General features: G+C 42.4%; 13 protein-coding genes. 11 read left to right on the top strand and 2 right to left on the bottom strand.

Annotated features, from left to right (window positions below):
- Positions 1–2 precede the first annotated feature (2 nt).
- The 8 genes from AC3CKG_RS23045 to AC3CKG_RS23010 all read left to right on the top strand — a co-directional run bounded on the left by AC3CKG_RS23045 (position 3) and on the right by AC3CKG_RS23010 (position 8,651).
- On the top strand, positions 3–500 hold the full coding sequence (locus AC3CKG_RS23045) for a hypothetical protein (protein WP_017080976.1): 498 nt from the start codon (positions 3–5) through the stop codon (positions 498–500).
- An 89-nt stretch (positions 501–589) separates the two neighbouring features.
- Complete coding sequence (locus AC3CKG_RS23040) at positions 590–1,315, top strand: fimbrial biogenesis chaperone (RefSeq protein WP_488529457.1); 726 nt, start codon at positions 590–592, stop codon at positions 1,313–1,315.
- A gap of 2 nt (positions 1,316–1,317) precedes the next feature.
- Entirely contained in the window at positions 1,318–2,004 is a 687-nt protein-coding gene (locus AC3CKG_RS23035; RefSeq protein WP_488529456.1) for a fimbrial biogenesis chaperone, read from the top strand.
- 91 nt (positions 2,005–2,095) lie between these two features.
- Positions 2,096–4,480: a fimbria/pilus outer membrane usher protein gene (locus tag AC3CKG_RS23030; protein WP_488529455.1), complete on the top strand. Its 2,385-nt coding sequence runs from the start codon at positions 2,096–2,098 to the stop codon at positions 4,478–4,480.
- Positions 4,470–5,351, top strand: coding sequence for a hypothetical protein (locus AC3CKG_RS23025; protein ID WP_488529454.1), 882 nt, complete (start codon positions 4,470–4,472; stop codon positions 5,349–5,351). The genes AC3CKG_RS23030 and AC3CKG_RS23025 overlap by 11 nt, the downstream gene beginning before the upstream one ends.
- A gap of 95 nt (positions 5,352–5,446) precedes the next feature.
- Positions 5,447–6,136: a helix-turn-helix domain-containing protein gene (locus AC3CKG_RS23020; protein ID WP_280620566.1), complete on the top strand. Its 690-nt coding sequence runs from the start codon at positions 5,447–5,449 to the stop codon at positions 6,134–6,136.
- A 305-nt stretch (positions 6,137–6,441) separates the two neighbouring features.
- On the top strand, positions 6,442–7,377 hold the full coding sequence (ylqF, locus tag AC3CKG_RS23015; RefSeq protein ID WP_488529453.1) for a ribosome biogenesis GTPase YlqF: 936 nt from the start codon (positions 6,442–6,444) through the stop codon (positions 7,375–7,377).
- A gap of 185 nt (positions 7,378–7,562) precedes the next feature.
- Positions 7,563–8,651, top strand: a complete 1,089-nt coding sequence (locus tag AC3CKG_RS23010) for a GGDEF domain-containing protein (protein ID WP_488529452.1) — start codon at positions 7,563–7,565, stop codon at positions 8,649–8,651.
- A gap of 123 nt (positions 8,652–8,774) precedes the next feature.
- On the opposite strand, the gene AC3CKG_RS23005 is transcribed toward AC3CKG_RS23010, so the two are convergent.
- Positions 8,775–9,320, bottom strand: coding sequence for a GNAT family N-acetyltransferase (locus AC3CKG_RS23005; protein WP_017082115.1), 546 nt, complete (start codon positions 9,318–9,320; stop codon positions 8,775–8,777).
- A 167-nt stretch (positions 9,321–9,487) separates the two neighbouring features.
- On the opposite strand from AC3CKG_RS23005, the gene AC3CKG_RS23000 reads away from it, so the two are divergent.
- The 3 genes from AC3CKG_RS23000 to AC3CKG_RS22990 all read left to right on the top strand — a co-directional run bounded on the left by AC3CKG_RS23000 (position 9,488) and on the right by AC3CKG_RS22990 (position 12,773).
- Positions 9,488–10,630 (top strand): acyl-CoA desaturase, encoded by a 1,143-nt coding sequence (locus tag AC3CKG_RS23000; RefSeq protein WP_065104753.1) that lies wholly within the window; start codon positions 9,488–9,490, stop codon positions 10,628–10,630.
- A gap of 279 nt (positions 10,631–10,909) precedes the next feature.
- A complete protein-coding gene (locus tag AC3CKG_RS22995) occupies positions 10,910–12,280 on the top strand; it encodes an endonuclease/exonuclease/phosphatase family protein (RefSeq protein WP_488529451.1) in 1,371 nt (456 codons plus the stop codon).
- A 202-nt stretch (positions 12,281–12,482) separates the two neighbouring features.
- Entirely contained in the window at positions 12,483–12,773 is a 291-nt protein-coding gene (locus AC3CKG_RS22990; RefSeq protein ID WP_102328401.1) for a putative quinol monooxygenase, read from the top strand.
- Positions 12,774–13,003: 230 nt separating this feature from the next.
- Here AC3CKG_RS22990 and manA read toward each other — a convergent pair whose 3' ends face one another.
- Positions 13,004–14,191, bottom strand: a complete 1,188-nt coding sequence (manA, locus tag AC3CKG_RS22985) for a mannose-6-phosphate isomerase, class I (protein ID WP_280620563.1) — start codon at positions 14,189–14,191, stop codon at positions 13,004–13,006.
- Positions 14,192–14,193 lie beyond the last annotated feature (2 nt).

Below are 14,193 nucleotides of genomic sequence, written 5' to 3'. Positions count from 1 at the left end.
TAATGAAAAAGCTAACACTCTACGCAGCAACAGTCACAGCTATTTTTGGTGCTCAAGTCCAAGCCGCTCCAGGTGATGTCCAGTTAGTTGGATTTGTTTCACCTGTATGTGAGGTTACTGGTCTTTCAACGCAACTGATGGACTTTGGTAACGTATCTCAAATTCAAAACCTTTCTGTTAGTGGTCTTAACATGAAGTGTAATGACGTCGATGGTGCAACTGTGACACTGACAAGTGCTGAAGGTGGTCTAGAGTCAGATGATAGCGAAGACTACGCTCTTACATACGATGCAACATTTAATCCTTCAGGCTTAGCTCCTTTCACGCTTAATGCACCAGGGGGCCCAGGTCTAAATGACGTTTCAGTCAGTAATTCTTATGGCGGTTCTGGAGCATTAGCGACAGGTGTTGCCGCATCTATTGATATTGTGACGACAGAAACCTCCCCATGGGCAGGTGGCTACTCAGATACATTAACCGTAAATATCACCTCAAATTAGAGGTTAATAAGTCGGGGGCTATTATTTGGCCTCCGACTTAATCTCAATCTCAATCTCAACGACATAAGTTTAATTTGGAGCTCTTCGCTATGTATAAATGGATCATGCATAAATGGATCGTTCTTTTCCTATTGTCATTCACTTGTCTGTCCGCTCATGCGTTCAAAGTCGAACCGATGTCTATGGAAATGACACCGCTTGGCAAAAGAGCTCAAATGACCATGAGGGTTGAAAACTCTTCAACCGAGCCACTCACGGTTGAATTGTCTCCAGTATTTATGACCATGAACGAATATGGGAAAGAGACCACGACGCCTGCAGATGACGAGCTATTAGTGATACCGGTGACCGCAATAATAGAACCTGGACGATCGCAATCGATTATGGTGCGCTATTTGGGCGATCCTTCCATCAGAGAATCTAAAGCGTATCGCATTGCTGTTAAACAAGTAAAAGTTCAAAGAGCGAGCAGCAACCAAGGGCAAGTAAGTCTTTTGCTTCAGTTTAATACGCTTATCAACGTGCGACCTCAGAATACAGCTTCTCAGCTAGAAATTAAAAGCATCGAACAAAATGACAAAAAGAACAAATGGGTTCTTGAAGTACTTAACAGTGGTAATAGTTATGGTCGATTAACCAATACAACATGGAAGATATCTGATGGTAAAAATTCAACCTATTTAAAAGGCGTAGAAATCGCTAAACGTATTCCGGGGACTTTAGTGCTTCCCTACTCCACTCGTTTTTTCGAAATGCAGCCACTTGAAAATTACAATGTAGACACGCTAGCGATTGAAATCGAGCAGGATCAATAGCAATGAGACACTATATCTTGGGTGGGCTCATTTATTGGCTTCTGTGTGCACAAACGTTTGGCATAACACTGTTTCCAACCGTCATCGAGCTCAACACCGATCACAGGGCGACGTCGCAACTAGTTGTAACTAACAACTCAACACAAGCTCTCCCGCTTGAAGCTAACGTTCGTCGATTGAACTTCTCATCTGATGGTACGTTCGAGACATCTGATCTATCGAGTGAAGAGATGTTTGTGTTTCCACCAGCCGCAATGTTGGAACCCGGAGCACGCCAGGTATTCCGTATACAGTGGTTGGGAAACCGATCGCTCGAAACCTCCCAGAGTTACTTCGTTCGCTTCAGTACCGTGAATATTGGCCAAAACAACGCGAGAATAGACAAACCCATCGGTTTAACAACCGGTATCAATTTACAAGTTCACTACAATGCGTTGCTGCACATTCACTCATCCTCTTTAGAGCCTGACGTGAAATTACACATAGATGAACAAGGCAAACTAACACTCACTAATTCTGGGTCACGATTTACCTATACATCGTTACTTCATTTTTCGGGGCTCGAATCTCTGAGCCAAAAAGTACATGAGGTTTTAGGTGAGCAGTTTATTCCACCACGCTCCATTATTACTTTGCCTTCTTCTTTAAATTATTTACCAGTGGGCACTTACAATGGGCATGAAGACTGAAACCTATCACAACATATGGCAAGTTTTGTATGTCTTGGTATTAGTACTTTTTTATTGTGCTGCCTTAAGCCCTGCTGCTTGGGGTCAAGAAATGGTCTTGAACCCCACTGGACGAGATATTCAACTTACCTCTTTGTTAAGGATAAGTGACACCATACTTGGCGAAGCGGACATTATCATTACCGCAAACAATGAAATCTTGTTACCGAAGGAAAGTACGCTTTCTCTCCTTTCGTCCGTCGTAACTCAAGAAGGTATTGGGAAACTCAATGACACGACAGACGATGAGATGCTGTCTCAGCACCATTTTGAGAGCGTAGGATTAGGTCTGAGTTTCGATTTCTCTTCATTAGAATGCATCGTGACGGTACCGCCTGAATTTAGCTTAACCCAGCAACTGTCTATGAACGGCGCAGATGATTTTTATAACTATGCTGAGCCAAGTTTGTTTAGCGGATACGTTAGCTTTGCCCTTTCGGCCAATGAGAGCCAATATGTCGATCAGAATTCGTCAAGGCAGGACCTCTACCGCGGTCAATTCGATTCCGCACTTAACATTGGTTTTCTAAACTTTGAGTACGAATCCTATTTAGAAAACAGCTCATCACAAGATTCACGATACGTAAGAGAAGGATCTCGTCTTAATATTGATTTTGCAGAACAAGGCACACGACTTGTGCTCGGCGATATGTACAACAGTGGTCAATCTTTTCAGGACAGCACCGACATACTTGGTATTGGCTTAACTCGAGATTTCACACTCATTCCAACCAGAAATGCGCGACCACGAGCCAATCAATCATTTACACTTCAAAGGGCCTCAAATGTCGATGTCTATATAGGTGGGATTGCCGTCCAAAGATTAACCCTAGGCGCTGGTAGCTATAACCTTAGTGATATACCCCTGGCGCAAGGTAGCAATGATATTGTACTCGTCATCACCGACCGCTCAGGTAATGAAGAACGCATCGAGTTTTCTATTGCAACCGGTAACGATTTGCTCAATAGCGGTGAGTTTGAATATAGCATCATGTATGGAGCGCCTTCTGAATTACAAAATGGACAACTAGAGTACCTAACCGACGAGCGTATTCTCCATGGTTATATCGATGTGGGTATTAGCCCTTGGTTAACGTTGGGCACGAACCTTCAAACCCGTGAAGATCTTTATCAATATGGTGCCACCGCGTTATTAGCTTCTACATGGGGCGTCACTGAACTCACTGCCTCTCGTAGCGAACACCCTACATTTGGAACTGGCGACGCTTACAAATTTGCGTTCGATGCGGAGTTTTCCAATACGAACACGCTGTCCCCACAACTGAGTGTGAGTTATGAATATCTGGCCAACAATTTTACTGGGGTCTCAGGGTTTGATGCTTCCGATATCGATATCAACTTAACCACTCATTATGTGTCTGCATTCAGCTCCATTTACCTTGGTCAGTCTTTACGTGCCGCCATGACCCTCAATTATCGCTCAGGAGTAGACAAAGAGAACGATTATTGGCTGATTAGCCCGAGTTTATCGGATGGACTGTTTGATACTCCCGCAACTTGGAGTGCACGCGTTAACTATCGGCATAACGCAACCGAAGACGATGATATCAGCACTACTGTCACCATAAGCTGGCCTCTTAGTCGACAAACTCGTGTTGTCGGTCGTTACACCACAGAGCTTAATGAATCCGCCTTAGATTACAGCTATCAGAATAATATTGGTAACACAGGGGGGATATCGGCGTTTGCGAGTGTCATTACTAACGAAGAAACGGATGCCGATATGGATGCTGGTATTAACTACACGGCCAACCGTTATGAATTAAACGCGACCCACGCTTCGCGGCTTGAAGACATTAGTGGTGAAACACGAAATCACAGTACTGACGTGACTATAAGTAGTGCCCTTGCTTTTGCAGGTTCATCTGTGACGATCGGCAGACCGGTGCGCGAAGCCTTTGCTATTGTTAGCAAGCACGAAAGCCTCGCAAGAAATGACGTGGCTGTCGACCCAACAAAAGATGGTGAATACGCACGCGTTTATCTTAAAGGAGATGCAAGTGCCATGGTACCTGACCTTGTTGCTTACAATGGCCAAGTAGTCGGTTACGAGGTCGATAACTTGCCACCAGGGTATGACTTAGGTGATGGTGCTTTTTGGATTAAGCCTGGTTATAAACGGGGATTTCAGCTACAGATCGGATCGGATGCTGTATTAACTGTTATTGGCAAGCTGTTCGATCGTCAAAGTAACAACCCTATTTCACTTGTCGCTGGTGTAGCACATTACCTTGGTGAGGCAAAACAGTTGCCGATTGACTTCTTCACTAATCGTAACGGCATATTCGCAATCTCTGGATTAAAGCCGGGAAAGTATCAATTGGTACTCGACACTAAAGAACAAGAGTCAGTCATCATTACCCTCAGTGAACGCAGTGACAACTTGATAAGACTAGGAGATGTTTATGTGGAATAAACAAGTTCTTTGGGGATCCTTGTTCCTCATCGCCATAAACCATGTACCTTCGGCATTGGCGTGTGAAGCCAGTGCGTTAACTATTCAACCCGTCTCATCGAAATCACAATATGATGTTTTCAGCGCAGGAACGTTCGCAACAATAAACACTTACCGTATAGATGCGATCATAATTGGCGCACCTTGTAAACTAGACTTGATTTTACAACTTAACGATACCAGTCGAGCGTTAAAAGGGGCAAACCAAGCAAAACTAGACTTTGAATGGAGTGGGCAGATTGGTATGTCAGTGGCTAATCAATGGTACTTATCATTAACCGACAGCCAACCTTCGACAACGATACAAATGCGTTTCCCAAGTAAACAATGGTTAGCGTCAGGAACCTATCGAGGGTTATTGGAAGTCTCGCCTTCTTATACCTCAGATAGTAAACAAATAGAAATTAGCCCTAGTTCACTCCCGGTATCTGTTAACGTTCCGCCTGCTGCAAAAATTCATTTTTATGGATTGACCCAACAACATTATGACCTTGATCTAGGGACTTTATATTCCAACAAGGTTATTCGTTCCGCACCTAACCTATGGGTTCAAAGCAATACAGCTTATACCATCGTATTGGAATCATCCCATCAAGGAATGTTACGTCATGAATCTAATGAAACAAAATGGGATATTCCATACCAACTTTCCCTCGAAAACGACAGGGTAAACCTTGAACAACTTGATGCAAGAGTTCAACGTCTTTCCGCTACGATTGGTCAACCTATTCCTTTGAGTTTTGTCATCGGCGAAACAGAGAACAAACCAGGAGGTCAATATGAGGATACATTACAAATTTCTATTGAACCTCAACTTTCACAGCAACCATAATTATGCAATTATGTAAAAATCAAGCCGTAGAGCTCAATTTTATAAAACACAACGTCATAGAATCAAAACTTGATTTGCCAGGCTCGGAATAAGTTATGCATAGAAATAATTTAAAGCACATGCTCCTAATTGGTGACAACGGTATTAACAACCAGTTTATTCAGCGCGAAATAGAAAAATACAGTGACTTTTCTTTTAGCAGAGAATGTATGGCAAGCATTGGGCGCTCGAGAAACCATAAGACTTTTGATGTCGTCCTTATTAGCTACTTACTATTGGCAAATATCGAAGATATCAACATCATCTTATCAAAAATAGAATCCAATAAATGGGTAGTCTACGATGTTCCTGCTGACATTACCGGACAGAGTATTACCGTAATGCAACTATTCAACTTGTTTAATATAAAGGGAATCATCTATCAGGACGCTCCTATTGATCACCTTACTCGTTGTTTAAAAACGGTGTGTGACGACGATTTGTGGCTACCGAGAAAGTTAATGTCACATATTCTATCTAATAGACACGATTACACTTTCAAGTCGAAAGTAATACTATCTAGCCTTACGAAAAGAGAAGTTCAAATATTCAAGCGCGTGATTAGAGGAGATTCAAATTTAGAAATTTCAAACGAACTATTTATTTCAGAAAGTACGGTAAAAACGCACGTATACAATATATATAAAAAAATAAATGTCACAAATCGCAAAGAAGCGATAAGAAAAGCATATTTTATCAATAGTTTAGAGACTATTATACAACCAGACATAAAGCTCAAAGTATAACTATAATACAAAGAAAAAAGTAAATTAGAATTACCAACAGACACGATGACAGGTGACGAAACTCTCCTTTCAATGTGCTAAGCACACATAAGAGACAAGTTGCAATATAACTTCATTTCAAAACTTGCTCCAAGTTCCCCCCCTTCGCAAGTTTCTGCTCTGAGATCCAACAACTGCGCGTCACCACGTCGCCTATACTACAAGCAAATTCACTGAGCTCATTGAACGTCGGGATAGATATACCTTTACACGTATCATCCAACCCTTACAATGTGCAGCAAATATATTTATCAAGGTTTATCTCTATGTCTATTCAATGGTTTCCGGGTCACATGCATAAAGCCCGCAAAGAAATCGAAGAAGTTATCCCACAAGTTGATGTGATCATCGAAGTACTGGACGCTCGTATCCCGTTCAGTAGTGAAAACCCAATGATCTCTTCACTGCGCGGCGATAAGCCTTGTGTAAAAGTACTGAACAAGCGCGACCTTGCGGATCCTGAGCTTACTGAGCGTTGGATTGAGCACTTCGAGAAAGAGCAAGGTGTTAAGGCGATTGCGATTACCACCAGCGCTAAAGAAGAAGTTAACCACGTGATGGAGCTAGTACGTAAATTAGCACCGCACCGTGAACAGATGGGTAAGAACATTCGTACAATGATCATGGGCATCCCGAACGTGGGTAAATCGACCATTATCAACTGCTTGGCTGGACGTACGATTGCGGTAACGGGTAACCAACCTGCGGTAACTCGTCGTCAACAACGTATCAACCTTCAAAATGGCGTGATCCTTTCAGATACTCCAGGAATCCTTTGGCCTAAAGTAGAAAACCCACACAGTGGCTTCCGCCTAGCCGCGACAGGTGCCGTAAAAGACACGGCAATGGAATACGATGAAGTGGCATTCTACACCGTCGAGTATCTGGCTAAGCAGTACCCTCAGCTTTTGAAAGAACGCTACCAAATTGAAGAACTGCCAGAGTCAGATATCGAATTGATGGAAGCCATTGGGCGTAAGCGCGGTGCACTTCGTGCAGGTGGTCATATAGACATTCACAAATGTTCTGAAATCCTTCTTCACGAACTTCGCAGCGGTACTTTAGGTAAAGTAACGCTAGAGCTACCAGAGATGATTACTAAAGAGCTGGTTGAAGTTGAAGAAGCGGCTGCACTGAAAGCTGAACAACAGATTAAGAAAAAAGAAGAGCGTCGTAAGCGTTACTTGAAAAACAAGCGCTAACGTCTTTGAAATTATAAGATATTCACGCTCTGACCGCGAAAAGTTAGAGCGTGAGCATAAAAACTGCACACCTATGATGATAGAACTAACATATTGTCACATAAATAAAAACTCGCATTTACAACCAGCATCGACGTAGACATACTTGCACCAAATTATTGTGACACAGTAGCGATTTGCCTCCAATGCGTTCATACCCCGGATTTCAAAACCAACGATTTAAGACTTATTTCGACAATGAAATCTATCTACCGTACGTAAAATTCATCTACGTACCTATAACCATATTCTTTACTTTCATTATCTCCGATTACATCAATTTTGGGGCACAATGCATTTTTCCTGTGGTGTTGAGAACGGTACTTTTCGTCATCATGATGTTCGTTGCGGCTTATTGCATCAAACATAAACCTAACCACTTACAACAGCTCGAAGCTTCTCTTCTGGTCATCAGCGCCCTATTTCTCGTCTATGTTGGTCGCATCGCCATTGATTTCGGGAACTTAGATTATCAAGGTGGCACCATCCTCGTGATGATCTACGTTGGGACATTTTCCAGAATGTCCGCTCGATATAGTTTAAGCGCGCTGACCATTATCTTCTTATGCTATCTCGTTGGCTTAGCACCACCACTTTACGCAGCAGAGCCTAGTCACGAATTGGAAACGATTTCCGTATACGCTTCAGCTTACATTCTTATTGCAGCCTCTTGTTTAAGACGAGATTTCGAAGTACATAAACGTTTTACTCAATCAGAACAACTTCGTAAACAAGCCATCCAGTTACGTAAACAATCTAACTTGTTTGAAGCACTCTCGTATCAAGATGCACTCACCGGGTGCTATAACCGACTGTATCTGCATCAAGTTATTGAACCGAACATTGACCGACAGCTTTCAATGACCACTATCATGATCGATGTTGATCACTTTAAGTCAATCAATGATACCTATGGCCATCAGACCGGGGATGCGGTCATCAAAGATTTGGCTGAAGCTATTCAAGACACCTTGCCACAACACAGCACCTGCTTTCGTTACGGAGGTGAAGAGTTTTTGGTCATTATCCAAAACGAGAGTGAGGTAAGCATTAAGCAGCTTGCAGACGACTTATTGGCTTGTCCAGCCCAGCTTCGATTTGAAGTCACGGTATCTATTGGCGTCAAGCATGTGACTCAAGCCTTAGGATCGGTTGAACAACTCATCAACGATGCCGATCAAGCTCTCTATTCGTCGAAGAAGAAGGGAAGAAATTGCATCTCTTGGTCGGACTAGAAACCCACTAACGCCCTAAAAATGAGAAAGCCCCAGACCTATTCAGTCTGGGGCTTTTTTATTCGTTCTAACCGCACTTAAATTAACGTTAGTTCGTTAAAAATAGTCATATTTAATTACGGGTTAAGAATACACAACACTCGCCGTTTTTTGTTCAAGCTCCTCTGGAGAACCCCAAGAAATCACCTTCTCGTTCACTTGGCTCCCACATGGTGCGTTCCAAACTTGCTCTAGTTCTTCTTTACCACCAATTGCTTGATAAAATGCAATGGCTTGGTGATTCTCAGACATCACCTCTAGGTACAGTCCTGAATCCGAATAATATTGCTGTAACCACTTCGATAACTCAGACAAAAGACGTTTGCCTACGCCACGACCACGGTAATTATTGTCTACATGTAACGCATCAATGAACGTACCACGTTCAAAATTGTGATTACCAAACGCGCAGACAAAACCAACCAGTAAACCGCCCTCTTCAAGCAATAAAACATGTTGGTTAAAAGGAGGATTAATCAAACGAGTCTGCCAAATAACAGATCTGTCCTCCAAAACATCATTTTCTAAGTAATCATCAGCAAGAATGCCACGGTAATATAGCTTCCAGCTATCCGCGTGTAATTGGGCAATCCGCTCATAATCTTTATATTCAGCTACCTTAATTTCCATTTATTAGCCCTTAGTACTTCCATTTATGACTTGCTACTACATTTCACACTACCTTTATACAATATTTAAGCAAAACATACTAATACACGTTTACACTTTCAATATTGACTTACACGTGTACGCTGATATTCTAGCGCACAGATGTAAGCCCAATGGAAATTTTGCTAATGAATAGTGCTGACAAACCATCAACAAAGAAGCCACCATTAATCTGGCTCAATATTTTTGTATTCTCTTCTAGTATGCTGCTTGCTGTTGTTGCGGCTCCCGTTTATGGCTACTTTTTTGGCTATGGAATGGAGCACTGGATATGGCTAGCGGTCTGTTTTACTTTTTGTAATCTGTCTATCACAACAGGCTATCACCGTTTATGGTCTCATAAAGCGTTTGAAGCGCATTCTAGCCTAAGATTCCTGTTTGCTTTGGGCGGTGCATTTGCCCTCCAGAACAGTGCACTACACTGGTCTTCTGACCACCGTGTGCACCACAAGCATGTCGACAACAACGACAAAGACCCATACTCAGCCAAACGTGGCTTCTGGTATTCACACATTGGTTGGATGATCCGTAACTACAACACAGCAATGTACACTGATTACGAGAATTGTCGCGACCTGAAGAAAGACAAGATCGTGATGTGGCAGCATAAGCACTACGTTCTGCTGGCATTGCTCATGAACATTGGTGTTCCTATCGCATTAGGGGTGATTTACGGCGATGTGATTGGTATGTTGTTAATCGTGGGTGCGGTTCGTTTGGTACTTAACCACCACACAACTTTCTTCATAAATTCTCTTGCTCATATCTGGGGTAGCCAACCTTTTACTGACAAAAACACAGCGCGTGATAACGGTGTGTTAGCAGTACTCACTTTTGGCGAAGGCTACCACAACTTCCACCACATCTTTGAGAACGACTACCGTAATGGCATTTACTGGTGGCAATACGATCCAACGAAATGGTTGATTAAGAGTGCTTCATTGATGGGCCTAGCAAGTAAGCTTAAGAAAACACCCCAAGCTCGTATTGAAAAGGCCGAAGCGACAATGCTACTGAAACGCACTCAGCAGAAAATCATGCACCGTGCCGACAAACAGCAAATCGCAGATAAGCTTCAACAAGAGTTCGATGCTCTAGTATCAAACATGAACGAATACTACGAAGTCAAAAAACAGCTACTTGAAAGTAAACGTGAAGACGTTGTGAAAAAATACGAACACTCAGTACTTAAAGTTCGTTATCAACAAATCAAAATGAATTTTGAACAACAGAAGAAAAACTGGGCGATGACAGTGGAGCAATATGCTTAAGGTAAAGCAATACGCTTAACACCCCAATAACAACACAGTTTGGTTCTTGTTCTGAAGCCCTCATATTGCTATGAGGGCTTTTTTATTTCACAGATCTAATTAAACCCATGAAATTTAAGTGTTTATTCTAATAACAGACACTAGTTCCAAATGTCACATTTCCAATGCAACAAGATGTCAACCTATAGAACTTGCTGTGACAAATATCACTTACAGAACGATATCCATCTCATAATATGCGTGTCCCAAAATTCTTTCAGCAATTAGCGGACCCATTTTATGAAATTGTTAAAAACATCTATCGCTTTCGCCATCTCTTCTGGACTTTTAATTGGTTGTAGCAGCGACACGGATTACGTTCAACCTGAAGAAGTTAAGATCGCTACCTATAACTTGTCATTTGACCGCGCAACCTTTCAAGATCTCGTAACTGAAATGCAAATCGAACCTAGCGTCCAAGCGACGTTGGTGTCCGATTACTTGAATAATACAATTAGTGCCGATGACAAAGAAACAGCAGCGAAAGTTATTCAGATCCGCAACGTAGCAGCGGTGATTCAAAAGAATCGCCCTGACGTTCTTATGATGGCTGAATTTAACAATGATGGTGCTGGCACCGACAAATCAGCTCTAGAAGGCTTCCAAAAAAACTACCTTTCTGTCGCTCAAAGTATTGAAGGAGCAGGTGGCGACGCGAACCTAGAACCAATTTCATACCCATATTTTGAAGGCTACTCTACCAATACAGGTTTACTAAACGAGTTTGGTTTTGATTTAGATAATGATGGTAACGCTGGAACACTGCCTGGAGATGCGTGGGGCTTCGGTTTCTACCATGGTCAGTATGCGTTTGCTCTAATGTCTAAATATGAGATAGACACGGCCAACACTCGCACATTCCAAGAATTTAAATGGAAAGATCTTGAAGGTGCGACTATCCCAACAATCACAGTATGTGATGATCCTAGTAAGTTCCCTGTAGGCATGGACTGTGGTGACGAGTGGTACACAGCGGCTGAATGGGAAGAAGTTCGTCTCTCGTCAAAAAACCACGTCGATGCTCCAATACTCATTCCTACCAAAGATGGTACAGAAACCGTTCACTTATTGATGTCACACCCTACTCCACCGGCTTTCGATGTCGGTAAGAACATTGAACAGAACGCAGCAGAAGTCGACTTCTGGCACCAATACATCCAAAACAAATCGTTCATCTATGATGATTCTGGAAAAACTGGCGGTTTAGAACAAGGTAAACACTTTGTCATGATGGGTGACCAAAACCTAGATCCAGTAGATGGCGACGGTATTAGTTCTGTAATGCAAGACTTGCACAATGATGCATTAGTTAACCAAGATGTCACCAATGGCAGCTTGTATCCAACAAGTTATGGTGCTGCTGAACATGCCGTTGATAAATCATCGTCTCACCCACAGCCAAACCGCATTACTTCTACATTCGGGCTTGCTGTAGATTACGCACTGCCATCAGCTTCATTAAACATTGTTGAATCTGGTGTTTATTGGTCAGCTTCGTACGAAGAAGGACGCAAGCTATTCAATGACTCACGAATTGGTGATTATGGTAACGGAAAGGATGTTTCTTCAGACCACCGTATGATCTGGGTGAAAGCGGATTTCAGTAACTAACCCATTCAATTGAGATCTAATAAGCCCTCATATTGTTACGAGGGCTTTATTATGAGCGTGACCGATCACCCAAATGTTATGCTTTCGGATTTAAATTGTGGATGCCAAGAACCATAGTTATTGGATTCCAGAACTCTTTCTTCAATCTGAATTTATACTTATATTACGTGAACTTATCGAGTTTAAAGCCGAGGAATTGAAAATGAGCAAACTGACTATTATTGCAACGATCGTCTCTAAAGAAGACAAAACTGAGCTAGTTAAATCAGAGATGATTAAATTGATCGACAAAACCCGTGTAGAAGACGGCTGTATTAACTACGATTTGCACCAAGATAACAGTAACCCAGCTCACTTCGTTTTTCATGAGAACTGGGAGTCTGAAGCTCATCTAGAGAAACACTTAGCGAGCCAACACATCGCCGAGTACATGGCTGCGACTGAAGGTTGTATTGAAACCTTTGTGCTTAACAAAATGACGCACATCGCATAACCAGTCACTCAGTACAGATTCAATAAAAACCCTGCTCTTATCGCAGGGTTTTTCGTTTCTACAAGCTTATATCTACTCATTCTAATAATGAAAAAACCCGCCAGAGTAGCGGGTATGGTCAATAATTAATGCTGTCAAAAACAGATAGGTAACAACCATCAATCCAATATTGAGTACCACTTTACAGTGGTACTCTGACATTTCTTTTGCTGATCGCTAGCACGGGGGCACTAGTTAAAAGCACGAGCCAAAATGCCATTCCCTTGATATTGGTAAACACTTGAATTACTACTTACAAAGACCGATTCTCCGGGCTTAAGTGATACTGTACGTTCTTCTGAAGTGACGGTCGCCTCTCCTTCCACACAGAACAAGATCTCTGCGCTACGTAAATACTGAGACTTGCTCTCATCAGTCGCAGATAAGATATCAAAACCAAAATCATCTACAGGAATCGGATAGCTCATCTTTCCCTCTTTCAATACAGGCTTAAGGCGAATATCTTCTGGCTTAATCGGCTCAAAGATCGTGTTATCGATAAGTTCAGGAACGTCTATGTATTTGGGGGTGAGGCCGGCACGCAGCACATTGTCTGAGTTTGCCATGATCTCTAAGCCTGTGCCTTGAACATAAGCATGGGGGGTTTCTGCGAACAGGAACATTGCTTCACCCGGAGCCAACTCAACCGTGTTAAGCATCAATGGTGCAAACAGACCAATATCACCCGGATAATGCTGTTTGAACTCTTTGCTGTATTGCAGAGCTTCACGTCCCATCACCGTTTTAGCTGGCCGCGCATGTGCAGCATAAAGCTCATCAAGTGCAGCTTCTTTACGTTCACCTTCAAGCGACATAATTGCGCTAAAGAAAGACTTCAGAGAATCACTGTCGGCATTAGCTTTAAGTACATTAAGCTCAATCGCTAGCGAAGGAATACCTGCTTCTTCGAACAAAGCAATAATATCGTCGATTGGACGAAAACCATTCATCGCTTTGTAGAAAGTCAACGCATAAACCAACTCAGGTTTGTGGTTTGGATCTTTGTAGTTTCGATTAGACGCATTCAAAGGGATGCCGCGTGTATTCTCTCGTTCAAAACCTAATTCTGATTTACGCTTGTTGGGGTGAACCTGAATCGACAACGGTGTTTCAGCGGCTAACACCTTAAACAGGAAAGGTAATTCACCGAAACGTGACGCCGTATACCCGCCTAAGACATCGATTTTATTTTCATCAATCATATGAGAAAGCGACTCACCGGTATCGCCTACTTTTGAGCAACCGTTAGGGTGAGCACCCATCCAAATTTCTGCTTGAGGTTCTTGGTTTGGGTTCACAATACCAAAAAGTTGGTTAATGGAGTCTTTGCTTCCCCATGCGTAGTTTTGAATAACGTTGTCGAGTTTAAATAGAGACATAA

The organism is Vibrio sp. QJM3NY_15 (assembly GCF_057785995.1).
This window is presented reverse-complemented; position numbering and strand designations above follow the sequence as displayed.